17 protein-coding genes and 2 pseudogenes are annotated in these 24,763 nt (G+C 70.6%); 4 read left to right on the top strand and 15 right to left on the bottom strand.

The features are described from left to right. Positions 1–2 precede the first annotated feature (2 nt). The 5 genes and pseudogenes from AB0K00_RS52260 to AB0K00_RS52240 all read right to left on the bottom strand — a co-directional run bounded on the left by AB0K00_RS52260 (position 3) and on the right by AB0K00_RS52240 (position 3,984). The gene (locus AB0K00_RS52260; RefSeq protein WP_363538331.1) at positions 3–806 is read right to left on the bottom strand and encodes a carbohydrate ABC transporter permease; all 804 of its coding nucleotides are present in this window, start codon (positions 804–806) and stop codon (positions 3–5) included. Further along, positions 799–1,680, bottom strand: a complete 882-nt coding sequence (locus AB0K00_RS52255; protein ID WP_363538330.1) for a sugar ABC transporter permease — start codon at positions 1,678–1,680, stop codon at positions 799–801. The genes AB0K00_RS52260 and AB0K00_RS52255 overlap by 8 nt, the downstream gene beginning before the upstream one ends. After that, positions 1,680–2,969, bottom strand: coding sequence for an ROK family transcriptional regulator (locus AB0K00_RS52250; protein ID WP_363538329.1), 1,290 nt, complete (start codon positions 2,967–2,969; stop codon positions 1,680–1,682). The genes AB0K00_RS52255 and AB0K00_RS52250 overlap by 1 nt, the downstream gene beginning before the upstream one ends. A gap of 109 nt (positions 2,970–3,078) precedes the next feature. Continuing rightward, positions 3,079–3,255 (bottom strand): annotated as a pseudogene (locus AB0K00_RS52245) (transposase); the annotation flags it as partial. A 135-nt stretch (positions 3,256–3,390) separates the two neighbouring features. Continuing rightward, complete coding sequence (locus AB0K00_RS52240) at positions 3,391–3,984, bottom strand: hypothetical protein (RefSeq protein ID WP_363538347.1); 594 nt, start codon at positions 3,982–3,984, stop codon at positions 3,391–3,393. A 34-nt stretch (positions 3,985–4,018) separates the two neighbouring features. Here AB0K00_RS52240 and AB0K00_RS52235 point away from each other — a divergent pair, with 34 nt between their 5' ends. Continuing rightward, positions 4,019–4,627, top strand: coding sequence for an aldo/keto reductase (locus AB0K00_RS52235; protein ID WP_363538343.1), 609 nt, complete (start codon positions 4,019–4,021; stop codon positions 4,625–4,627). Between the two features lie 884 nt (positions 4,628–5,511). Here the strand turns inward: AB0K00_RS52235 and AB0K00_RS52230 are convergent. The 9 genes from AB0K00_RS52230 to AB0K00_RS52190 all read right to left on the bottom strand — a co-directional run bounded on the left by AB0K00_RS52230 (position 5,512) and on the right by AB0K00_RS52190 (position 17,912). After that, positions 5,512–5,733, bottom strand: coding sequence for a hypothetical protein (locus AB0K00_RS52230; RefSeq protein ID WP_363538328.1), 222 nt, complete (start codon positions 5,731–5,733; stop codon positions 5,512–5,514). Positions 5,734–5,813: 80 nt separating this feature from the next. Then, entirely contained in the window at positions 5,814–8,522 is a 2,709-nt protein-coding gene (locus AB0K00_RS52225) for a DNRLRE domain-containing protein (protein ID WP_363538327.1), read from the bottom strand. 21 nt (positions 8,523–8,543) lie between these two features. Continuing rightward, complete coding sequence (locus AB0K00_RS52220; RefSeq protein WP_363538326.1) at positions 8,544–9,110, bottom strand: hypothetical protein; 567 nt, start codon at positions 9,108–9,110, stop codon at positions 8,544–8,546. Then, a complete protein-coding gene (locus AB0K00_RS52215) occupies positions 9,107–10,384 on the bottom strand; it encodes a cellulase family glycosylhydrolase (protein ID WP_363538325.1) in 1,278 nt (425 codons plus the stop codon). The genes AB0K00_RS52220 and AB0K00_RS52215 overlap by 4 nt, the downstream gene beginning before the upstream one ends. Positions 10,385–10,387: 3 nt before the next feature. Continuing rightward, the gene (locus AB0K00_RS52210) at positions 10,388–12,127 is read right to left on the bottom strand and encodes a glycosyltransferase family 39 protein (protein ID WP_363538324.1); all 1,740 of its coding nucleotides are present in this window, start codon (positions 12,125–12,127) and stop codon (positions 10,388–10,390) included. Next, positions 12,124–13,380, bottom strand: coding sequence for a glycosyltransferase (locus AB0K00_RS52205; RefSeq protein WP_363538323.1), 1,257 nt, complete (start codon positions 13,378–13,380; stop codon positions 12,124–12,126). Before AB0K00_RS52205 ends, AB0K00_RS52210 begins: the two co-directional genes overlap by 4 nt. Before the next feature lie 76 nt (positions 13,381–13,456). Beyond that, entirely contained in the window at positions 13,457–15,919 is a 2,463-nt protein-coding gene (locus AB0K00_RS52200) for a glycosyltransferase (protein WP_363538322.1), read from the bottom strand. 653 nt (positions 15,920–16,572) lie between these two features. Continuing rightward, positions 16,573–17,514 carry a M56 family metallopeptidase gene (locus AB0K00_RS52195; protein ID WP_363538321.1) on the bottom strand — a complete coding sequence of 314 codons (942 nt, stop codon included), beginning with the start codon at positions 17,512–17,514 and terminating at the stop codon, positions 16,573–16,575. Continuing rightward, positions 17,511–17,912, bottom strand: coding sequence for a BlaI/MecI/CopY family transcriptional regulator (locus tag AB0K00_RS52190; protein WP_363538320.1), 402 nt, complete (start codon positions 17,910–17,912; stop codon positions 17,511–17,513). Before AB0K00_RS52190 ends, AB0K00_RS52195 begins: the two co-directional genes overlap by 4 nt. A 1,130-nt stretch (positions 17,913–19,042) precedes the next feature. Here AB0K00_RS52190 and AB0K00_RS52185 point away from each other — a divergent pair. Then, positions 19,043–23,902: an NAD-glutamate dehydrogenase gene (locus AB0K00_RS52185; RefSeq protein WP_363538319.1), complete on the top strand. Its 4,860-nt coding sequence runs from the start codon at positions 19,043–19,045 to the stop codon at positions 23,900–23,902. 194 nt (positions 23,903–24,096) lie between these two features. Here AB0K00_RS52185 and AB0K00_RS52180 read toward each other — a convergent pair. Beyond that, positions 24,097–24,300 (bottom strand): annotated as a pseudogene (locus AB0K00_RS52180) (DDE-type integrase/transposase/recombinase); the annotation flags it as partial. On the opposite strand from AB0K00_RS52180, the gene AB0K00_RS52175 reads away from it, so the two are divergent. Beyond that, positions 24,262–24,462, top strand: coding sequence for a hypothetical protein (locus tag AB0K00_RS52175; protein ID WP_363538346.1), 201 nt, complete (start codon positions 24,262–24,264; stop codon positions 24,460–24,462). The pseudogene AB0K00_RS52180 and the gene AB0K00_RS52175 sit on opposite strands and share 39 nt — an antisense overlap. A 97-nt stretch (positions 24,463–24,559) precedes the next feature. Continuing rightward, a complete protein-coding gene (locus tag AB0K00_RS52170) occupies positions 24,560–24,757 on the top strand; it encodes a hypothetical protein (RefSeq protein ID WP_363538318.1) in 198 nt (65 codons plus the stop codon). Positions 24,758–24,763: the final 6 nt, after the last annotated feature.

Genomic DNA, 24,763 nt, shown 5'->3' with positions numbered 1-24,763 from the left:
GGCTACTTGAGACCGGCCTGGGCGACGCTCTGCACGATGTGCTTCTGCGCCACGGCGTACAGGGCGAGGATGGGAACGATGCTGACCACCGAACCGGCCATGATGGCGTTCCACTGGGTGGTGTATTCGCCGCTGAGGCTGGCCAGGCCCAGCGGCAGCGTCATGAACTCGCGAGAGCGGATGACGACGAGCGGCCACAGGAACGCGTTCCAGCTGGACATGAACGCGAACAGGCCGTAGGTCACCAGGGCGGGGCGAATCAGCGGCAGCGTGATCTGCAGGAAGATGCGGATGTGCCCGGCGCCGTCGACGAACGCCGCCTCGTCGAGCTCCTTCGGCAGCACGGCGACGGACTGGCGCAGCAGGAAGACGCCGAACGCGGAGGCGATCGTCGGGACGATGAGCGAGGCGTACGTGTCGACCAGGTCGAACGCGCGGATCTCGATGAACAGCGGCACGACGAGCACCTGCATGGGGATCATCAACGTCGCGAGGTACGCGACGAAGACGACGTTCTTGCCGGGAAAATCGAGCCGCGCGAAGGCGTAGGCCGCCGTGGAGCTGGTGATGAGCAGCAACGCGGTGGAGACCGCGGCCAGCACGAGGCTGTTCACCGTGATCCGCCAGAACGGCAGGACCTCGAAGAGTTTGCGGTACCCGTCGAGGCCGGTCTTCTCGGGGATCAGGCGGGGCGTGGTGAGCACGTCGCCGCCCGCGGTGATCGAGGTGACGAAGGTCCAGACGAACGGGAAGATCATGAGCAGCGCGCCGACGGCGAGCACTGCGATGAGCAGCCGCCTAGACATATGTCACCCACCGGCGCTGCAGGCGCTGCTGGATCACGGTGACCAACAGGATCAGCGCGAACAGCAACAGGCTCAGGGCCGACGCACCGCCGGCATCGCCATAACGGAACGTCAGGTCGTAGATCTCCTCGACAAGCGGCCGGGACGCGCCGGCGGGCCCGCCGCCGGTCATGACGTAGATCTGGTCGAAGACCTGGAATCCGCTGATCAGCGAGATCACCACCACGAAGTAGCTCGAAGGGGTCAGCAGCGGGAACGTGACCCGCCAGAAGCTCTGCCACGCCGACGCGCCGTCGAGACGGGCGGCCTCGAGGTACTCCTCCGGGATGCTCTGCAAACCGGCCAGCAGGATCACCATGACGAACCCGGCGTCCTTCCAGACCGACGCGACGACCGCGGACGGGATGGCCCATCCTGCCGACGCCCACCACCCCGGGCCCGCGATGCCGACCGACTCCAGGACGTGGTTGACCAGACCGTTGGCGGGGTTGAGCAGCCACTTCCAGGTCAGCGCGACGACGACCCAGCTGGTGACGACCGGCAGGAAGTACATCGAGCGCAGCAGGCTGCGCCCGGGGAACCGACGGTTGAGTCCGACGGCGAGCGCCAGGCCCAGCAGGTAGACCAACGGCAGGTACAGCGCCAGGAAGTACAGCGTGTGCAGCAGCGCGTCGCGGGTCTCCGCGTCACCGAGCAACCGGGTGAAGTTGTCCAGGCCCGTCCACTGCATCGGCGACTGGAGGTTCCAGCTGTGCAGGCTGATCCACGCCGCGCCGAACATCGGCGCGATCGTGAACAGCAGCAGCGGCACGGCACTCGGCAGCAGGAACAGCGCGACGATGCCGAACTTGCGCACACCGCGCGGGCCGACCATCAGTCCACCGTCCCGTCGGCGCCCTCGACGCTGCCATGCAGGCGGGCGACAACGAGGTTCGCCTGTTCGCCACCGAACCCGTCGAGGTCGAACGGCGCGGCGAGCACCAGCGCCGCCGCGCCCTGCGCCCAGCTGCTGTCGTCCCAGGTGTGCAGGACCACGGCGATCCCGTCACCGCCGCGGACCTGGCGGCGGGCGAACTCGGCGCGAAACGCTGCGTCCCAGTGGATCCAGTTCGCCACGCCCTCGCCGGAAAGAACGATCCGGTCCGGGTCGAACATGTTCGCGGCGCCGGCGACCGCCCGGCCGAGCAACCGCCCGGCATCGGCGAAGATCGCGACGGCGCGTCCGTCGCCACGATCGGCGGCCGTGACGAGCGCGGCGAATGCCTGCCGCGGACCGATCACGCCGCGCTCGCGGCCGATGCGCTCCAGCGCCGGCTCGCCGAGCCACGCCTCCAGGCAGCCGTATCGCCCGCACTGGCACAGCGGTCCCTCATCGTCCATCGGCACGTGCCCGAACTCGCCCGCGCCGCCTTTGCCGCCCCGGTACACCGAACGGTCGGCGACGATGCCCATGCCGATGCCGCGACCGATGGTCAGCACGAGGAAATCGTCGGCCTCGCGGCCGTGACCGTAGAGCACCTCGGCGACGGCGAGGGCGTTGACGTCGTTCTCGACCACGACGGGCAACCCGAGCACGCCGCGCAGGTGCCGGCCGACCGGCAGTCGGCGCCACTGCAGGACGTCGGCGTCGACGGTGCCCTTGTCCGGGCGGGGCACGACGCCCGGCACCGCCACGCCGACGCCGAGCAGCTTCGGCAGGCCAGGGTCGCTGTGCGTGTGGGTTGCCAGCTCGGCGGCCAGCTTGGTGAGCGCGTCGGGGGCCATCGCGTCGAACGCCAGTGTGGTGCTGCTGAGCATCTGTCCGTCGAGGCGAACATTGACGATCACGAGGTGGTCAGCCGCGACCTTGACCCCGAGCGCCCGGCCGGCCCCGCCGACGAGGCCGATGAGCGATCCGGGCCGCCCGCCGCTGGACGGCGCCTGCGCGACCTCCTCGACCATTCGCTGCTCGAGCAGCCGACGCATGATCTGCGACACAGCCGTGGGGCTTAGCCCGAGCTCACGCGCGATGTCCGCGCGCGACGTAGGCCCGCGGCTCCCCAGGAGCGCGAGCACCGCGGACCGGGAGAGATCCCGGCCTGCCCCATGCTTCGCCAACGGCACTTCGTCCACCCACTTCATTAAGTTGCGATACAAAGTCCCACGCCGGGCCTCCAAGGTCAAGGACACGTTTCGGTAACCGGCGAGCCTGCGGGGCCGGGTCATCGCCGTGTGACCCGACTCGACTCCGATCGCCTCCGTGCGGTTTCGACGCGATCGGGTGCGGGTGCCAGCCGGTCGGGCGTGGTAGCTCGTTGAGGCGGGTGAACGCGGTGGCGATTGCTGTTGCCCAGGGCCAGGTTTCGGCGATCCGGAGCCTGGTTCAGCGGGCGGTGCGGGTGAGGCGTGCGGCGATGTACAGGAGCCGGTAGCGCAGTTTCTTGGGTTCGGCGGTGGCGAGTTCACCGTCCTCGTCACACGGCTCTCCAGTGGTCAGTTCCGGGTGGGCGCGGTGGACCGTCCGGGCGGTCCGCGAGCGCCGAAGCCAGGACAACCCGGCGGGCCCGGAATGCCTTACCTCGCCCGATGTCGAGGTCGTGCCGGATTAGCCATCGCGCTCCAAGGCAGGACTCCTGCTTGGCGCGGGACCGACCAACGCCTGCGGTTTCCTGGCATGCTCATGTCCCCGCCAGCCTTTCGGCCTCGGGTAAGCCATCAGACCCAGGAACCTCCCTCCGGGCAACGAGGACAAGCCGTCCGCGATCACCTGCGCCGCCAGCGGATGCGCGACGTCGGCCACGACGTCGAACCCGGCCGCGGGCAGGCCGGCCACGAGCGCACGGGCCACAGTGTCGACGCGGGCGGCCAGGGCGGCGACGGCGCGCGCCGACAGCGCCCGGGTCAGCGGCGCCCGCCGGGCAGTGTGCTCCGGCGGGTCGAGGAAGAACAGCCACCGGGCGGGCCGGTCGGTGAACCCGGCGAGGGCGTCCCGGTCGCGGGGCGGCACCTGCGGCACGACGGCGGAGGAGAACGTGCCGGTGTCGTGCAGCACGGCCGCGACGTCCCCGGACCGGGTCAGCACGAAGCGGCCGAGCCGTCCGCTCCAGAGTACGGCCGGGACTGGATCCCGCTGGGCCGGCCCGAGTACCTGCGCCGGCAGGCGGAGCTCAGTCTGCGCCCGGCTCAAGGTCGAGCGCATCGACCTGTACCAACTGCACCGCGTCGACCCCGAGGTGCCCCTGGCGGAGCAGATCGGTGCGCTGCGGCGGCTGCGGGACGAGGGCAAGGTCCGGCACATCGGACTGTCGGAGGTCACCGTCGAACAGCTCGTCGAGGCGTCGCGGATCGCCCCGATCGCGAGCGTGCAGAACCGGTACAACCTCACCGACCGCACATCCGAGGCGGTCCTGGAGCACTGCGAGTGGCACGGGGTCGCGTTCCTGCCATGGCTGCCGGTCGCGCCACTGACCAGCGCCGGCGCCACCGCCGCCGTCACCCGCGTCGCCGCCCGTCACGGCGTCACCACGACCCACGTGGCCCTCGCGTGGCTGCTGCACCGCTCCCCCGGCCGTCCTGCCGATCCCCGGCACGTCGCGCCTGGCGCACCTGGAGGAGAACGTCGCCGCGGCCTCGGTCGTGCTCGACGCCACCGACCTCGCCGACCTCGCGGCCGTCTGATCGCAACCCGTTGTTTGCCGGCGTGGCCCAGGATGGCCACATGGAACAGATCGCGCTCGGGCTCGCCGTCGAGCTGTGCGCGGTGGTGCTGCTCGTCCTCGGTGTGCTCCGGCGCCGCGGCGGGCGCCCCACCGGCACGGCGGCGGACTTCGGGCGGATCCTGATCGTCACGCCGCCGACGGCCGCCGACCCGCACGGCAGGATCGACATCGAGGGCCTGATCACCAGCCTGCCTGCGGCCGAGGCGCCGCTGTCGGGCACGCCGTGCTCGGTCTGGGAGGTCGCGCTGCGCCGCGACGCCGAATACCGCCACGACGAGCCCGGCGCCGGGTCGATCTGGGCGGTCGGCGGCAACGGCGCCCTCACCCTCGCGTATGACCGGCGTATGGTCGGCCCGGCGGAGCAGGCACATCTGCTGCCCGGGTCGGCCGGCACCGTCGACGTCCCGGCCGAGGGGATCCGCTTCACCGCACCCGACCGGCCGGACGTGTTCCCGGCATCCGTCGCGCTGCGCCGTGACACCGTCGATGACGCACCGGTCGACGACGAGGTGCTGCGCCAGCTGGAGCGGCTCGGGCTGCCCGCCGTCATCGCGGCTCGGGTGCGGGGACGGCGCTCGGCGTACCGCGTCCGGGAAGGGACCCGCAGCACCGGCGACCTGCTACGGATGTACCAGGTGCCGGCCGGGACGCCGCGCCAGGAGCCCAACCCAGGCCAGCCGTTCCACGTCCACCCCGGTCCGCCGCCCGCGCCCGATGCGGCCTCGCCGGGCCACACCCCGGTGCTCCTGCTCGTCGGCGGCGCCGTCCTCGCCCTGTGCGGCCTCGCCGTCCTGCTCGCGCAGTGACATTGCCGCCGTGACGGACGCCAAAGTCAGGGTCGGGATCGGCGTGTTCGTGTTCCGCGACGGCAGATTCCTGATGGGACGGCGCCGCGGCGCGCACGGCGCCGGCACGTGGTCGCTCCCCGGCGGCCACCACGAGGCTCCAGGTGTCCTCGTTGCGCCGCCGGTGCCCCTCCCGGATCGCGTCGGCGAGGGTGGTCATGTTCACCGCCGTGGCCCTGCGCCCCGTTGGCTGTCGTAGACGGCCAGCCAGGCGTCCCGGCCATCGGACTCGCCGTGCCCCATCCACAGCAGCACCGAGTTCCGCGGCTGACTCCGCTCGGCCCACCCGACCAGCCGCGCGGCGACCGCGCTGAGCGTGCGCTCCTCCGCCGGCACCTCCCAGCCATGCTCCGCACCGCCGAGCGCGCCGAACAGCGCGATCACCCGGCGCAACCTCTGGGGACGGACGGCGGTTCGCGCGCTGAGGGTGTACGCGGCGTACCCCCTCGGCGCGCGGGTTGCGCTCAGTGGCAGGACGCGGAGCCGCTGTCGGTGCTGCCGCCGGCGTTGGTACCGACGAACTGCCAGCTGTAGGAGTTGTCCGACAGCGTCATCTGCAGCACGCCGAACGTGTTGGCGATGCGGGCCTCGCTGTTGGGCGACGGGGTCGCACGGATGCTGAAGAAGTTGCGGCCGCCGCTGCCGACGATGAACTCGGCGATGCCCCGCGCCGGGTCGGCGACCGCGGTGACCGTCTGCGGGCCGAACCGCTCGTAGAAGTGGGCGTGACCGTTGAGCACCACGTCCGCGTTCTTCGTGTAGAGCAGCGAGTAGATCGAGGTCATGTCCGGCTGGTGGTCCTGGCTGCTGGAGAACATCGGGATGTGCCAGTAGGCCAGGGTGCACGGTTTCGTGTTGGCGTTGAGGTCCGCCAGGAGCCACTGATACTGCGGGTTGCCCGGGTTGCACCCGCCGACGACGCCGCACTGGCTGTCCAGCGCGATCATGTGCCAGTTGCCGATGTCCCAGCTGTACCAGGACTTGCACAGCGTCGTGCAGCCCGGGTCGAGCGGGTGCGAACGGTTACCGAAGTAGGTGAAGTAGCCGGTGCCGCCGGTCGGTTCGACGGCGCTGCCGATGTACCCGTACTCGTGGTTGCCCGGCACGGGGCGGCTGATCGGGTCGAGGCGTCCCCACGACGGGGCGTACATCTGCTGGAACTCCTCCAGGGTGCCCTTCTCGTACTGGTCGTCGCCGAGCGGCAGCACCGCGTCGGGGTGCAGGCTGAGCGCCAGGTCGGAGGTGGCCATCTGCTGGCAGGTGGTGACGCTGGGGGTCTTGCCGATCGGGCACGCCATGTCGCCGGCGGCGACGATGGTCGGGTCGGTGTTGGTGAGGCTGAACGCGGCCGCCTGGGCGGCACCGTCCGTCGTCGCCGTGACCGCGTAGGTGCCGCTCTTCGGGCCGGCCTGCAGCGGCGGGCTGGTCGCCACGCCGGCGCCGTCGGTGGTGACGGTGACCTCGTGCGCGCCGCCGGGGAACGCCGCGGTCGGGTCGGTGCCCGGTGCGGTGAACGTGACCGGCAGGTTCGCCACGGTCCCGCCGCCCGGCCTGGTCACGCGGGCGCTGAGCGCCGAGGCGAACGTGCCGCCCACCATGACGGTCTGCGTCGCGCCGCCCATGGCGGTCAGCGTGGTGCCGGTCCCGCCCGGCGTGGGCGAGGGCGTGGGCGTCGGCGAGGCCGACGCAGACGCGGACGGGGACGGGGAAGCGGACGGCGACGGGGACGCCCCGGTCACGGTCTTCACCACCAGCGTCGGTGGGGTTGCGGCGGACTCCCGGCTCGCGACCTTGTTGGTGCCGACCCGGGCCGTGGTCAGGCCCAGCCCGACCGTGCTGTTGCCGGTGACCGCGGCGGTCACGTCGATCGACGCCCACGTGTTCACCGTGATGTTCGGCCCCGAACCGACCTGTGCACCCATCGCGGGCGCCGTGGCGTAGGTGACCGTCGACTCCGTCCAGGTCGCCGGCGCTGTGAACACCTGCACGCCCAGGGTCGAGGTGGAGAAGCTGTACACCTGCAGCGTCGCCGACGTGACGGTCCCGGTCATGCCGGCCGGGGCGAACCGCAGCAACGACGTGATCGCGGGGCTGGCGTTGGTGTTGAGCACGTAGTCGGTGCCGAAGTTGGTGTCCGGCTGGTCAGAGCGCAGCGACGCGTCCGCGGTGGCCTTGAAGGTGTACGTGTTGACGGTGCCCGTGGGCGACGGGGACGGCGAGGCGGACGGTGAGGCGGACGGTGATGGGCCGGTGGCGGTGCCGTTGGTGAGCGTGAACGCGACCGGCCCCGAGGTGCCCTCGGCGGTCGCCGAAACGGTGTAGGCGCCGTTGACGGCGTTGGCGGTCAGGGTGGGCGAGGTGGCCTGGCCGTTCGCGTCGGTGGTGACAGACACCGCGGCGGCGCCGCCGGTGAACGTCGCCGACGCCCCGCCGGCTGGTGCGGTGAACGTGACCGGCAGGTTCGTCACGGGCGCGCCGGCGCCGTCGGTGACGGTGGCGACGAGCGGCGCGGCGAACGCCGTCCCCGGTGCGGTGGACTGCCCCGAGCCGGCTGTGGCAGTGATGGTGGCGGGGGCGCCGGTGTTGACCACGAGCTGCGGCGGGGTCGCGGCGACCTCACGGCTGGCGAACTTCTTGCTCACCGTCGACGTCGTGGTGATCACGAACGTGTAGGTGCCGTTGCCGGTGACGGCGGCACTGACGTCGGCGGTGGCGTAGGCGTTGACGGTCAGGTTGGCCATGTTCGCGACCATCGTCGCTCCGGCCGGAGGGGCCGTGTTCCAGGTGATGGCGGGCTCGGTCCAGTCGCTCGGCGCGGTCCAGACCTGCACCCCGGTGGACGACTGCGCGTAGCTGAACAGCTGCAACTGCACGCCGGCCGGCGCGGCGGTCAGCCCAGACACGACGAACTTCACGTACGCCACGGCGGTGGGCTTGTCGGCGGACGCGGCCCGGACCGTCAGGTCGGTCAGGCCGCCCTGGTTGGCGTCGGGCTGGTCCGACACGACGGTGGCATCGGCGGAGGCCTTGACGGTGAGCGGGCCGGCGGCGTCGGAGATCGTGACCCACGTGCCGACGAGCAGCGCGGAGACGGCGGTGAGCACCGCGGCGCGCAGCAGGCGGCGGCGCGGCGGGACGGCGGCGGGTGAGGCTAATGCGGGGTCGGACATCATGGTCGCTCCTGGAGAAGAGGTTCAGTCGTCTTCGACGAGGCCGCGTTTGCCGCACGGCCGCAGGGCGGTGGCCGACCAGACCCACTGCATGGTGACGTGGACGCTGGCCTGGGTCGGCCCGGTGCTGTCGTAGGTGGCCTCGACGGTGAGCTCGTCGGCGCCGCCGGCCTGGACGGTGGCCGGGCCGTGGACCGTCGCCGGCCACACCGTGTCGCCGACGCGCACGACGTAGGTGTCGACGGCGATGGAGGCGGTGGTCTCGTTGATGACGAGGCCGCGCAGCCGGATGCGGTACTTCCCGGCGGTGAACGACCGGCCGTCGCTCAGTGCGGGCTCGAACGCGGCGTCGTTGACGGTGATCGTCGGCGCGGCGCCGCTGGGGCAGAAGATCTGGGCGCCGTCGGGGCCGACGACGACCTCGGCGGCGCCGCCGGGTCCGGCGGGCAGCGCCGAAGGGCGGGCGTTGGCGCGGACCGCGGGCGCCGGTGCGGGGCGGAGCCGCTCGGCGACGAGCACCCCCGCCGCGGTCAGGACGGTGACGACGGCGACGGCGACGAGCAGGCCGCGCGCGCCGAGGGGCGGTTTCACCACAGGGACCTCCGGGTCATCGGGACGAGCGACTGGCACAGCGGCGTCGAGGTCGCGGCGCGGGCCACCTCGTCGGCGTAGCCGGCCCGGTACCGGCCGCTGTTGTCCTGGTCGAAGTAGTCATGGGCCTCATAGGTGACCCGCCGGGCGGGGTCGTCGACCCAGGCGTGCGGGTGCAGCCGGCCCCAGTCGGCCGGCGACATCTGCGCGTACCCGGACACCAGCACCCGCCGGCGGTCGCCGGTGCTGCGGATCGCCCGCACCGCCTGCTGCGAGGCGCGTTCCCAGATGAGCGCCGCGTCGCGGCCCTTCGCCGCCAGCCTCGTCGGCTCGTTGAGCAGCCCGTAGCCGGCGATCGGCAGGTCCGCGGTGGCGCGGGCGAGCCGGGACCACAGGTCCGCGAGCGCCGCCGCCGGCAGCTCCGCCGAGCCGAGCGGGACCCGGCGGACACCGCCGGGGCCGCCGAGGGCGTAGTCGCCGTAGCCGTGCAGGTCCAGCACGACGCTCAGCCCGGCGGCGGCGGCCCAGCTCACGGCGGTGCGCACCCGGGTCAGCTCGGCGGCGACCAGCGGCCCCGACGGCGTGGCCTGCAGTCGTTCCCAGCTGACCGCGAGCCGCACGAGCTGGATCCCGCGGCCGCCGAGGTAGGTGTAGAAGCCGGCGTCCTCGTAGGTGTAGTCGGAGCCGTACCGCCCGGGATTGAGGTTGCTGAACGCGGTGCCGTCGCCGGTGCCGAACGAGCCGCTGGCCAGGGCCACGCCGCGCAGGTAGGTTCCGTTGCCCGGGTGCGCCTCGACGACCGGCGCCTGCGACCCGGCGGCGGCCCCGGTGGGCCCGGAGCGGTAGACGGTCATCCGGTAGTTCGGCGGCCACCGCCCGGCCGCCCAGGCGGTGACGGGAAGTCCGATCGCGTCCGCGGCGCGGTACCAGACGTCGCCGAGCGCGTTCCACTGCCCGCTGTCATCGCCGGACGGCCAGCCGACCTCACCGACGAACCCGGAGGCGTCCTCGCGGCGCAGCCAGGCCGAGAAGTGCGCCAGCCCGGCGAGGGCGTCGGCCTGCAGCGCGTCGGTGCCGCACACGACGACGGGGGCGGGGCGTTGCAGCCGCCACCCGACGACCACAGTGGACAGTGCCACCGCACAGAGCGCCGCCGAGATGGCGGCGGCGCCGGCGGCCGCGCGCCACCGCGTCGGGACACGGTGCCGGGCGACCTGATCGCGCGCGGACGGACGCCGTGACGGCTGAGCCGTGCGGGTCCGTGTCGCGGTCACCGGTCAGCCTCCCGCCTTCTCCGCGCTGGGGCCGACGGCCTTCTTCGCGCTCGCGGAGGGGTCGACGGCCCGGACCGAGACCGTGTCCAGGCCGGCGCCGAACGTCGCGACCGGGTGGCTGTGCTGCAACGCCTTGCCGAGCGTGGGAAAGAGGTTCAGGGTGTCCTTCGACGGCTGCCCGTCGCCCTGCAGGTGCACCGACAGGTCGTCCTGGTGGTCGAGCAGGACGTAGTCGATCGCCGCCCACTGCGGTGTTCCGGGCAGCTTCACGTCCTTGTCGACGTCGAGCTTCGTGAACCAGATGACGTGGTCGCGCGGATATCCGGCCTCGACGAGGTCGACCCAGAACGCGTCGTCGACGACGAGGTACTCGTCCTTGCCGACGTTGTCCAGCACCCACCGCAGCGCGGCCGCCTTGCCGGCGTCGCGGTCGTTGGTGCGGAGGTCCTTCAGCCCGTACTGCCAGGAGTGCGCGACGATGACCGCGAGGACGATCGTGGCCGCGCCGACGAGCACCTGCCGGCCGCGCCGCACCGCGGGCGCGCCGAGGCGGCCCCGCAGCGTCGAGTCGATGCGGTCCCGGATCCAGGGCACGACGACGAGCCGGCCGGCGAACAACCAGTCCGCGACGCCGGCGACGGTGAGCGCGGCGAACGGGATCATCGCGATCACGTACGGGTAGGGCAGGTAGCCGCCGCGCAGCATCTGTGTCACCTGGATGCAGAACGCGGCGGCGACGGCCCGGGTCCGGCGGATGAGCAGCCCGGGGATCGCGACCAGCAGCGACAGCGTCGGCAGCCACCGGTCCTGGTCGATCCAGGACTGGATGACCGCGTGCGCGGTGCTCTTCGGGTCGAAGATGTCGCCGCTGCCGACGCGTTCGAACAGCTGCCAGCGCACCGCGTACTCGATGCTGACGTGGTCCGGGCCGGCCAGCAGTTCGTTGTTGATGAGCGCGTAGAGCGGGTACGCCGCGCACAGCAGCCCGAAGCAGGTGGCGAACATCGTCACGGTGAACCTGCGGTTGCGCCGGTCCGAGCGCATCCACAGCAGCAGGGCCACCGCGGGCAGGTACAGCAGCGCCGTCTCCTTGCTGAGCACGGCGACGGCGAACGACCCGCCGCTGGCGATGGCGGCCACCACGCTGCGGCGCGGGGAGGCGGCGAAGAAGAACGCGGCGACGAGCCATGGCGTGACGATGTTGTCCAGCAGCGCGGCGCGGGTGAAGTACACCGATAGCGGGCTCAACGCGAACAGCAGCACCGCGATCGTGCTGCCGAACCGGGTGAAGTCGAGCCGCCGCGCGAGCCCGAACAGCAGCGGGATCGAGATGAGCTTGCACACGAGCATGAGCTCGCGGGTCGACGCGATCGCGTACGGGGCCCGGTCGGGGGCGCCGGTGAACACGTTGTACGCGGCGATCTGCATCCAGCCGAGCGGCGGATGGGCGTACCAGTACGTGTAGTGGCCGAGGTGCCCGATGTGCTGCACCGCCCACGCGTAGGCGGTGTAGGTGCCCTCGTCGTCGAAGCGGGCCGGTGAGCGGCGCATCCCGACCGCGTGCACGACGCCGCCGACGACGGTGAGCACCGCGACGGTCAGTGCGTCCCAGCGCCGCTCCCGCAGCCAAGCCATCGCGGTCCGCAGGTGTCGCCGGTGGCGTCCTGCTGGCGGTGGCGGCGGGTCGCCGAGGTCGATGTCCAGCGGCGGCAGTTCGATGTCGTACAGCACGGGCGCGCTCATGAGCCGACCACCTCCAGTTCGCGGTGGGCGCCGACGTGCTCGGTCTTCTCCCAGCCGCGCTGGCCCCGCACCTCGCGGACCGACGCGCGGATGGCGGCGACCGACAGCAGCAGCTGGTACGGGATCGCGCCGGCGACGAGCTTCGCGTAGTCGCGGAACCTGGCCTTGAGCGTGAACATCCGGTTGAACTCCGCCAGCCCGATGATCTCCACGGCGATGGTGGCCACCGTCGGCACCAGCGGCACGAAGGTGAACAGCACGAACAGTGCCGGCGCTTTGAACAGCACCATCGACAGCAGCGACACGGGGACGAGGACACCGGCGAACGCCTGCAGGAACGGCGACGCGAGCAGGTACCGCGCCATCCAGCGTTTGCTCCTGGTGGGCAGGCGCCGCCACTCGCCCTTGCGCAGCACCTGCAGGTAGCCCTGGTTCCACCGGGTGCGTTGCTTGATGAGGCCCTGCAGCGACGGCGGGGTCTCCTCCCGGGTCGCCAGCTGCGGGCTGTAGGCGACCGCGACGTGGGCGCCGGCGACCGAAAGCCGGATGCCGAGCTCGCAGTCCTCGGCGAGGCACTCGGTGTCCCAGCCGCCGACGAGGCGTAGCAGGTCGGTGCGGATGAACACCGTGTTGCCGCCGAGCGGGATGAACCCGCTGCGGGCGTGGAAGTGCAGCCTGCTGGAGAACCAGAAGAAGTACTCCAGCGTGTTGCGCAGTGCCCACCAGCTGGAGCGGTAGTTCATCAGTTGCACGCCGCCCTGCACCACGTGCGCGTGGGTCTTGCGGAAGCATGCGTCGACGTGTTCGAGGAGCTCATGGGCGACCTCGTCCTCGGCGTCGAACACGCCGACGACCTTGCCGGTGCACAGGGGCAGGGCACGGTTGAGCGCCTTCGGCTTGTTCTTCACCACGCTGTCGTCCACGACGACCTTCACGCGTGGGTCGCGTTCGGCGAGCCGGTGCGCCACCGCGGCGGTGCCGGGGTCGTCGTCACCGACGACCACCAGCACCTCCAGCGACGGGTGGTTCTGTTCCAGCAGCCGGCGGACCGTGTCGGCCAGGACCGCCTCCTCGTGCCGCGCGGGCACGATCAGCGAGAACGACAGCCGGGGTTCGTCGGGTGCCGGGAAGGGCATCTGGCCGAGCGCCCGTGGGGTCCGCCACGAGTCGATCATCCACATCAGGGTCGTCGCGGCGACGATGAACAGCACCGCGGTCACCAGGCTGTACAGGACGATGAACGCGACGGTCATGCGTCCTCACTTCGTTCCGGGCGCATGCCCCGTTGCTGTGCCTCTGATGACCGGCCCGAGCCGCTTCGCTGGCCGGTCATGCCGTGCCTCCGGCTGGGGCCAGCCGGGTGGCGGCCCGCCAGTTCGGAAACGTGTCCTGTTCACGCGCCGCCGTCGGTTCCGGCCCCGGCGCGACGGCGTCGGCGCGGATCAGCTTGGGGATCTCGTCGGCCCAGCCGAAGGTGTCCGACGCCACCGACCGGGTCCTGATGTTGGCCAGGAAGCCCTGCAGGATCTGCCGTTCTTTGGCGCGCAGCTGCGCGTAGCCCAGGCCGTCCACGGTGATGGCGGGCGCGAGGTACCGGAACGGCGGGAACCCGTACGCGTCGTCGGTGTTGGTGATCATCCGTTCGACGGTGTCCTCGAACGTGAGGTCCGCGATGGCGGGCGCGCCACGTTCGATGATGAACAGTTCCTCGACGGTGGTGGTGCTGCCGAGCTTGCACGGCACCAGCCGGTCGACGGTGTACTTCGGCGGCGGCACCAGCATCTGCGTGAGGGCGTTGATCCCCATGATCGGCACGTTGAACTTCGCCAGGGTCAGTGCCAGCGAGCGGCCGCCCTTGGAGTGCAACCGGCTCTGCCACTGCAGCCGGCGCCACTCCCTGCTGGTCAGGTCGGTGGCGTTGACCGCGCGCAGCGTGTGCGAGCTGATCGTGAGCGGCTTCGGGAAGCACACGGCGTTGCCCTGGGCGTCGACGAGCGTCATGTCGTCGGACAGGAACCGCCCGCCGTGGTCGCGCAGCAGGCGCAGGATCGTGGCGGTCTTGCCGGTGTCGGTCAGCGCGGACAGCATCACGCCGACGCCGCCGAGCGTGACGCACGCCGAGTGCAGCAGCATCCGGCCCCTGGAGATCAGCACGAACCGCAGCAGCGCCTCGACGATGTTCGTGTAGACCACGTGCGGTGAACGCGCCAGCAGCGGGCCCACGACGATGTTGATCTGGTCGCCGAGCTGGACCCGGAAGTTGGCGCCGAAGCGGCCGAGGTGCTCCTCGTAGCGCAGGGTCGCCGGGTCGGCGAACTCGGTCATCGCGGCGCGCCGCCGCGGCCTGCGGTTGCCGACGTCGCCGACGCGCACCGCGATGTCGACGCTGTCGTCGGCGACCCACTGGGCGCGGAAGAACTCCAGCTCCGGCAGCATGATCTGCGAGCCGATGGTGACCGTGCCGGCGATGTCGTAGCGGTACTTGAGGTAGCTGGAGCGCCGTTTGCCCGACACGGCGGGCTCGGTGTGCGGGCCGTGGTCGACCAGCAGGCGCACCGGGTCCCGGGCGGGCTCGCCGGTGCGGGTGCCGTAGATGACCCGGTCGCTGAGCAGGAACCGCAGCAGGAACAGCACGACGAGCGTGATGCCGTTGGACACCAGGACGCCGATGCCGGTCAGCACGAGCACCTGCAACACGGGCAGCCGCAGGAGCAGCAGGAGGTTGTTCATCGCCCAGAAGCGGATCGCGCGGCTGGTCCAGGTGCCGTTGCCCTTGCGGCGGTACACCAGCTGCTCGATCAGCGCGAAGTTCCACAGTGTCGAGGCCTGGGTGGCGATCGCGGCGCCGAGCAGGTGGTTGAGGCCGGCGGCGGAGTACGCCGCCCACAGCGCAGCGGTGTTCACCGCGACGCCGGACAGGCCCACGAGGCCGAAGGCGACCATCCGGCCGAGTTGCTGCAGCCGCTCCCGTCTGGTCTTCGGCGCCTGCTTCAGCTGCCCGGCGAGCCGGTGCCGACGCAGTCGCGTGAGGTGCCGCAGGTAGGTCATCGCCTCCTTGAACGAGGCCTTGGAGTCGCCGGCGTGCCGGGCCGCCATCTCGTAGCTGACCTCGGCCACGGTGCTGCCGGGGTGCCGGACGAGGATCTCCAGCAGCAGTTTGAACCCGATCGGGTCGAGCCGGTCGAGCTGCACCGCGGCGCGGCGGAACGCGAACAGTCCGCTCATCGGGTCGGTGACCGTGGCGAGGCGCCGGGGGAAGAGCGCCTTGGCGAGCCTGGTCGCGGTCGAGGATCCGGCGGTGCGCCGGGCGCCGTCGAGGCCGTCGCCGGTCGAACCGTTGCCCGCGTACCGCGTGCCGACGACGATGTCCGCGCTGTGCCGGGCGGCGACCTGGGCGAGGTGCGCGACGACTTCCGGCGGGTGCTGCAGGTCCGCGTCCATGACGACGACCCACTCGCCGCGGGCGTGCCTGGCGCCGGCGACGACGGCCGAGCCGAGGCCGCCGTGCCGTTCGTCCGACGGGCGGTGCAGCAGGCGGACGGGCAGGGTGCTGGTCTGTGCCTGCTCGGCGACCAGGAACGGGGTGCTGTCGTCGCTGTCGTCGACGATGAGGATCTCTGCCCGGATGTCGGCGAACGCGGCGTTGACCCGGCTGAACAGGGTCGTGACGTTGTCCACCTCGTTGCGGGTGGGCACGATGATCGTCAGCTGGGCCCGTTCACCGGACCGTTCATGATCGAAATCGATGATCGATGTGGTGTCCGTGGGTCGTGCGTCGGCAATGTCGGTCAAGAGAGACCTCCGGGGCTTCTCGCTCGCGTGTTCGACGCGTCTGAATGGTGTTTTCGGGCACGGTTGAATGGGGCGGCGTCGCCGGCCCGAAGAATTCCGTGCAATTCCCGCGATGCTGCGCGACAGCTCGCCGCCTACTGCGGTGAGCTGCCCAGATGGCGCCGACCAGGCACGAAGAAGGGAGAGCGGCCGCCTGCCCAGCGGCCGCCCCTATGCCAGGGCGGCTTCCGTTGATCTCAATGCTTCGTGCAGATCAGCCGAACCGATCGTCACCCCCGAAACTGGAGTGGTGTGGGTCATTACGAAAGCGAGAGCGATGCGCCTCTCTGTCTGAGCGGCAACAGTATTCGCCTATATGTTTGGCTGTCCATCGCAAGAAAGGTTCATGAACGGGAGGTGAATTACCGCAGATGAGTCCGTTCGGTGAATAGCGGATCACATATCCCGGCGATACGGACCAATCGGACGCGGTTCGAGTCATTTGTGAAGATCATGTTCTACTTCTGTTTCATATCGCAGCGTGTCGCTGTCGGCTATGCGACTGGAGACATTCACAAATGTCACCTACATGTTGTGGGAGGAACGGGAAGAAACGGACTCACCGCATCCGCACACGTGTTACCGAGCGCAAAAGAATGGCTCGGACGTGCGATTCAGGCGGACGGCGACCACGCCTGGATGAGTGCGATGAAGTCGCGGACCGCACCACCCGCAGCGGCAGAGGTGACGGCCATGACGGCACACGCCAACACCGACCAGACCCCGCTCACCGGCACCGGAGGACGGGTGAGCGCGTCGATCCGGCACATCAGGTTGGACCCGCCAATGCCCAGTCCGCCGATGCCGGGGTCGTCGGTCACTCCAGCTGCGGCCGGTTGCGAGGCGAGGGCGACCTTGGCCACCGTACGGGCGACGAGCCGACGGTCGCCGACGGTCAATGCCGCGTCCTCGTCCGAGGCTCGCTCCACCAGCAGCCCTACCCCGTCGGCGACGGGCCGCAGGAGCGGGTGCACGGCCGCCGCGAGCCCGGCGACCGCGATCAGGCGGTGATGGCGCAGGCGCAGGTGCGCCCGCTCGTGGGCGAGGACCGCCGCCCGCTCGTCTGGGTCGAGCAGCCGCAGCAGTCCGCTAGTCACCAGCACGTGCCCGGACCGGCGGCGGACACCCCGGCCCTGGCCGGGCACCGCGACGGCGTGCGGGCGGTCCCAGTCCGCGACCAGCAGCCCGTTGTGCGGCGGCCCTGCGGCGCGCAGGTCACGTACCACACACCGGCGCTGCCGGGTGTGCGTGATGATCCGCCATCCAAGCCACCCCGCCAGCAGGAGCGCGGCGGCGGCCACCAGGTCCGGCACCGGCTCCGGCAGCACGACCCCGGCCGACAGTGCCTGCGCCTCCCTGCGCTCCATCGCCGGCAGGTCGTCGAACAACGTGAGGACGACCAACGCCAGGGTCCCCGCCCCCGCCGCCGCGGTGACGGCGGCACACAACGCCAGCGTCCGGGCCGCTGTCTGCGGATGCGTGCTGCGAGTGAGTCGCCGCGTGAGCGGCACCAGCAGCAGCGGCAGCACCAGGGGGAGGTAGACCAGGCAGGTCATCCAGGCGCACCGCCGTCGGTGCGCTCCAGCAGGGCCCGCAGGACCTCCACGTCGGAGGCGTCCAGCCGATCGGCGAACTGCTGCAGCACCGCCCGCCGGTCCCCCGGCCCGTCGAGCACCGCCCGCATCTGCGCGGCGGCCGCGGTCGCGGCGTCGTGCGTCGGCCGGTAGGCATGCGCGCGACCCGAAGGCTGCCGCTGCAGCAGCCCCTTGTCGTGCATCCGGGTCAGGATCGTCAGCACCGTGTTGTAGGCCAGGACCGTGCGGTCATCGCCGTGGCTCTGCGCCAGTGCGGTCTGCACCTGCCCGGGCGTCAACGGCTCCGTCGCCGCCCACAGCAACGCCATGATGTCCGACTCGAGGGAACCCCATGCCCGCCGCGGCTGCCGTTCACTCACGGCCACACGATATCCGCCGCCCACCCGCTTGTCATGAGGTCGCACGTCACGCCGACGGCTGATCACGACATAGCAGCCGCCCGGATCCGCACGGCACACAGGACGCTCAGGCCGAGGGTCAGCACCAGATAGCTCGCCGTCTCCACCCACTGGAAACGCCCAGTACCGCCCAGCCGGCTGATACGTCACCAATTGCCCGAGGCGAAGCTGGTCGACGGCCGCGTCACCCGCCGCCGGAGGGAACGCCGACGACGTGCAGTCCTCCGGCACCGGTCCGGCGAACGGGCGGCCCGCCGAGTCGACGGTGCGCACCGAGGTGATCCACGCACCCGGGGATGTCGACCGGCATCGACACGGCCATACCGTGCTCGTCGACCCGCACCTGATGCGGCATCCCGGACACCCACGAGCGGCGTCGTGGTCGACAACGGGTCGCGGTAGTGCTCGCGGGCGACCGCAGGCATGAGCACCTGCACCGTGGCGAGGACCGCGAGGGTCACCGCGATCTGAAGACCGGGCCGGCACTTGCCCAAACGCGCACTCCGATGGCGAACGCAACGGCGCCCGCGCAGCACTCGCCCGAGTGCTGGAAGCGAACGGGCGGGGTCTACCTCGACGACGCGCAGACCGTCTCCGAGTACCAGGTCCATTGGCTGGACACCAAGGCCCGCCAACAATCCAACCACCGTGGCGCACTACCGCGACTACCTGCACAACGACCTCCTGCCGGCCTTCGGCGCCGTCCGGCTGGAACGCCTCACCCACCAGCACGTCGACCACCTCGTCCGTACCCAACTCGCCGCCGGCCGCGGCCCCGGTCACCGCACGGCGCTGCATCGCCACCCTGTCCAGCGCACTCAACGACGCCATCCGGCAGCGCCGGTTGACCCACAACGCCGCCCGCTACACCGTCATCCCATTACCCACAGGTGAAGGTGATCCTGGCTGGTCCGAGCAGGCTGAGGGACACTACAAGAAGCGGCCACCTTGTCCCCTTTCGAGCATATTTGGGTTTGCCTACGCAAAGCGTGACGGGGCGATCGCCTCACGAGCCATTCCACCGCCGCGGAGGCGGATCAAGCGTCGAACGCGAACCTTAGCCCACAGCGTCGGGGTGAGGAGAACAACCGATGAACCGGCCGACGGCCACCCGGGTGAGCGCCAGCACTGCCGAACCTGCGGTCGAGGACGACGAGTCAGAGCAGTACGTGCCTGATGCGGAGCACCTGGTCGCGGATGCCGTCGTTCTGGCGGCAGCCCAGGACGCCGACCCCGAGCTGGTCGCGCGCTACTGGCACCTCGTGCCCGACGAGGAGCTCGCCGGTTGCCAGGTGGCCTGGATGGTCGAGGCCACGCGGTCGCACCTGGAGCTGGCCCAGCAGCGGGTGCCCGGCGAGCTGAAGCTGCGTCTGAGCACGAGTGTCGCCGGCGGCACGTCGCTGGAGATCGTCACCGACGACATGCCGTTCCTCGTCGACTCGGTCACCAGTGCGCTGTCGTCTCGCAACATCGACGTGAACATGCTGGTGCACCCGCTCGTCGTCGTGCGGCGGGCGCCGCTGGGTGCGCTGGATCGGGTCCGGGCCGACCTCGAGCCCGAGGACGCCGCGCCTGGTGACATCGTGGAGAGCTGGATCCGCATCGAGGTCGATCGGATCCGTGACGAGGCCGATCTCGAGCGACTGCGTAACGACCTGGCCCGGGTGCTCGATGACGTGCGCGAGGCGGTCGAGGACTGGCCGAAGATGCGCACCCAGGCGCTCACGCTCGCCGACGAGCTGGGCAGCGCGCAGCTGCCGGTGCCGGACAAGGACATCACCGACTCCGTCGAACTGCTGCGCTGGCTGGTGGACGACCACTTCACGTTCCTCGGCTACCGGGAGTACCGATTGATCAAGGGCGACGACGGTGAGGAGCTGCTGCGGGCGGTGCTCGGCTCGGGCCTGGGCGTCCTGCGGGCCGACCAGACCCGTCCGCGTGTGCTGAGCTCGATGACCGCCGAGGCCTACGCCAAGGCGCTGGAGAAGCGGCTGCTCATCATCACCAAGGCCAACTCGCGTGCCACCGTGCACCGCTCGGCCTACATGGACTACATCGGGTTCAAGCAGTTCGACGCCGATGGCAACGTGACCGGTGAGAAGCGCTTCCTGGGGCTGTTCTCCTCCGCGGCCTATCGCACCAGCGTGCGGGACCTGCCGGTGGTCAAGCGCAAGGTCGCCGAGGTGGTGGAGCGCTCCGGCCTGTCGCCGCGCAGCCACTCCGGCAAGGACCTGATGGAGACCCTGGAGACCTACCCGCGCGACGAGCTGTTCCAGATCACCACCGACGAGCTGTACCGCTCCGCGATGAGCGTGCTGCGCCTGGCCGGGCGGCAGCTGCGACTGTTCCTGCACCGCGACGCCTACGGCCGGTTCATCTCCTGCCTGGTCTACCTGCCCCGGGACCGGTTCACCACCGCCAACCGGCTGCGCATCCAGCAGATCCTCCTCGCCGAGCTCAACGGCATCGGCGTCGACTACACGACCAGGGTCAGCGAGTCGAAGTTCGCGCGGGTCCACTTCATCGTGCGCACCGAGCCCGGCAACCCACCCGGCGATATCAACGTCGACCGTCTCACCGAGCGGCTCGCCGACGCCACCCGGCTGTGGGACGACGACTTCCGGCTCGTGCTGGAGCGCAAACTCGACGACGAGCACCAGGCCAAGCTGCTCTACCAGCGGTATGGCGGCGCGCTGTCAGACACATACAAAAACGACCACACGCCGAATGCGGCCGTGCAGGACGTCGCCAAGCTGGAGCTGCTCGACGAGCCGGGCCAGCTCGTGATACACGTCTACCGGCGCCGCCAGGCCGAGAGCGACATCCGGTTCAAGGTACTCCGCTACGGCAAGCCGATGATCCTCTCCGCCGTGCTGCCGGTGCTGCACTCGCTCGGCGTGCGGGTCACCGACGAGCGGCCCTACGAGATCGTCCGCTCCGACGGCACCATCTACCTCTACGACTTCGGGCTGCAACTGCCGCCCGACGCGCGGACGATCACCGAGGTGCGTCCCCACCTGGAGAACGCGTTCTCCGCCACCTGGCACGGTGAGGCCGAGGTCGACGGGTTCAACGCCCTGGCGCTGAAGGCCGGCCTCACCTGGCGCGAGGTGGTCGTCCTGCGGGCCTACGCGAAGTACCTGCGCCAGGCCGGCACGGTGTTCTCGCAGGACTACATGGAGACCACCCTCCTGCAGTACCCGGCGATCGCCTCGAAGCTCGTGGACCTGTTCACGGCTCGCTTCGACCTGCGGCTGCAGTTGTCCGAGACGGCGCGGTCGGAGTGGTCGACGGAGATGGTCGCGGCGATCAACGAGGACCTCGACACGGTAACCAGCCTCGACCAGGACCACATCCTGCGCTCCTTCCTGCACGTCATCCAGGCCACCCTGCGCACCTCGTTCTTCCAGCGCGGCGAGCAGGGGCGTCCCAAGTCGTACACGGCGTTCAAGCTCGACCCGCAGTCGTTCCCCGACCTGCCGGCACCGCGCCCGAAGTTCGAGATCTTCGTCTACTCGCCGAGGTTCGAAGGCGTGCACCTGCGCTTCGGCGCGGTCGCCCGGGGCGGGCTGCGCTGGTCCGACCGGCGCGAGGACTTCCGCACCGAGATCCTCGGCCTGGTCAAGGCGCAGATGGTGAAGAACGCGGTGATCGTGCCGACCGGCGCCAAGGGCGGGTTTGTCCTCAAGGAGAAGCCGGGCGACCGCGACGAGGCCATCGAGTGCTACCAGCTGTTCATCTCCGCCCTGCTCGACGTGACCGACAACCTCGACGGCGGCAAGGTGGTCGCGCCGCCCGACGTGGTGCGCCACGACCCCGACGACCCTTACCTGGTGGTCGCCGCGGACAAGGGCACTGCCACGTTCTCCGACATCGCCAACGAAATCTCGCTGCAATGCGGGTTCTGGCTCGGCGACGCGTTCGCGTCCGGCGGCTCCGCAGGCTATGACCACAAGAAGATGGGCATCACCGCCAAGGGCGCCTGGGAGTCGGTCAAGCGGCACTTCCGCGAGCTCGGCGTCAACACCCAGCAGACCGAGTTCACGGTGATTGGGGTCGGTGACATGTCCGGAGACGTGTTCGGCAACGGGATGCTGCTCTCGCGGCACATCCGGCTGGTCGCGGCCTTCGACCACCGGCACATCTTCGTCGACCCGGATCCCGACGCCGCGACGTCGTTCGAGGAGCGGGCCCGGCTCTTCGCGCTGCCCCGGTCCTCGTGGGACGACTACGACAAGTCGCTGATCTCCGCCGGCGGCGGCGTCTACCCACGCACGGCGAAGTCGATCCCGATCTCCCCGGAGGCGAAGGACGCGCTCGGCATTCCGGCGGCGGTCACCGCAATGACGCCCAACGAACTGATGCACGCCATCCTCGCCGCCCCCGTCGACCTGTTCTGGAACGGCGGCATCGGCACCTACGTCAAGGCCACCACCGAGTCGCACGCCGACGTCGGCGACAAGGCCAACGACCACATCCGGGTCAACGGCCGGGAGCTGCGCGCCAAGGTCGTCGGCGAGGGCGGCAACCTCGGCCTGACCCAGCTCGGCCGGATCGAGTTCGCCCTCGGCGGCGGCCACATCGCCACCGACTTCATCGACAACTCCGCCGGCGTCGACTGCTCCGACCACGAGGTCAACATCAAGATCCTGCTCGACCGCGCCGTCGCCGCCGGCCAGCTCGACCAGGCCGACCGCAACCCGCTGCTGGCCCAGATGACCGACGAGGTCAGCGACCTCGTGCTGCGCGACAACTACGACCAGGCCACCGCGCTGGGCAACGCCCGCGCGCAATCCCACTCGCTGCTGCCGGTACACAAGCGCCTCATCGCCGACCTGGAGCGCCGCGGCCAGCTCGACCGCACCCTGGAAGGGCTGCCGACCGACGAGGAGCTCGACTCCCGCGCCGCCGTCGGCGTCGCGCTGACCTCACCGGAGTTCGCCGTCGTGCTGTCCTACGTGAAGATCGTCCTCGAACACGAGATCCTCGACTCCAACCTCCCCGATGAGGACTGGACCAACGAAGTGCTCGTCGACTACTTCCCGACCCCGCTGCGGAAGCGCTTCGTAGAGGCGATGGCCGAGCACCCGCTCCGCCGCGAGATCGTCACCACGGCCGTCGTCAACGAGGCAGTCAACCGCGGCGGCACGTCCTTCTTCCACCGCGCGTCGGAGGAGACCGGGGCCGGCGCCGCCGACATCCTCCGGGCGTCCGTGGTGACCCGGGACGTGTACGGGCTGAGCGAGCTCAGCCGCGCCGTCGAGTCCCTCGACAACCAGGTTCCGACGGAAGCGCAGACGGCCGTCGACCTGGAGACCCGCCGGCTGCTCGACCGGGCGGTCCGCTGGCTGGTCTCCAACCGGCGCCTGCCGATCGACGTCCCCGGCGAGATCGCCCGCCTGCGCCCCGGCATCTCGCGCCTGCTGCCGCAGCTGGAGACGCTGTTCCGCGGCCAGGAGCGCGAGGCGCTGCACACCAACGCGGCCACGCTGCGCGGGCTGGGCCTGCCGGCGGAGATCGCCGACATGACAACCCGGATCATGTACGGCTTCGGTCTCCTCGACATCGTCGAGGTCGCCTCGCAGACCGGCCGGGACGTCAACGAGGTCGCCACGGTCTACTACGTGCTGTCGGAGCGGTTCCGGGTCGACGACCTGCTGTCGAAGATCTCCCGCCTGCCGCGCGAGGACCGCTGGCAGACCCTGGCCCGCATGGCGCTGCGCTACGACCTGTACGCCGCACTGGCCGCCCTGACAGCGGACGTCCTCAACGCGACGGCCCCCGACGACGACGCCGAGGCCCGCGTCCACGAGTGGGAACAGAGCAACGCCACATTGATCGCCCGCACCCGCAACGCCATCGGCGAGTTCGGCGAGTCCCCGGGCAACCTGCCCGCCATTTCGGTGCTGCTCCGCCAGATCAGAACGCTGGTCCGCACCTCCGCCGCCTGACCCTCGTTCGGCGAGTTCCACCGCACCGGGTCGGCGTTGGGTGTTGTCCGCGCGTTCGCCGACACCGGCCGGCTGTTCCCGCAGCGGGCGTGGGGCGGCGCCGGGGCCGGGGCAACTCAAGTGAGGCAAACTGACGGGCGCTGTTGCGTTTGGGGATCCGAGGGCGACGGGTTGGAAGCGTGCGTGGCCGGTCTTCAGATGGCGGTGGCGAGCTCGGTGAACGCTACGGCGACACGGAGCCCGGACGGGGCGTCGAGCCCGAGTTCGTAATATCCGCTGCGGTTCTGCATGAAGGCGTGTCCGGCAATGATCGTCTGTACGGTCCGGTCGGCCCGTAGGCCACGCATCGGTCTGAGCCGGTGCTTGAGTTGGCTGTGGTCTGCTTCGACCCGGTTGTTGGAAACCGAAACCCGGCGAGCGCCGACGCGGTGGCAGGGCCGCTGGCCGCAGACGGCGTCTGCCTGCAGGCCACCGAGGACTACCGGGAGTTCGACGAGGCTGCCCTCACCCGGGTGTTCGAGGCGGTGACGCCCGCGCTGCGGCCCCTGGCTGCCCCGTGACCTGAACCAGCATCTGCACCCGGGTGAGAATCCGTATCGGGGTGGTGCTGCGTGACGCGGCGGAGCTCGGCGCATAGGAACGCTGATTGGAGAGACCATGGGTATGACGTACGAGACGATTCTGGTCGCGGCGTCGCTCGATACCGTCGAGGCGGCGATCCGGGCGACCGGCCGGGACGCGACCGGCCTTGATCAATTTACTCATTTGGCTCCCCTCTTTGTCAAGCGGCGCGGATGGATCGTGGCTTATGGTGGATGTCGGCGGGTCCGGGCAGTGACTGTTCCGAAGTGTTGACCTGGG

Origin of the sequence: Dactylosporangium sp. NPDC049525, assembly GCF_040676755.1 — a bacterium.
GTDB lineage: Bacteria > Actinomycetota > Actinomycetes > Mycobacteriales > Micromonosporaceae > Dactylosporangium.
This window is presented reverse-complemented; position numbering and strand designations above follow the sequence as displayed.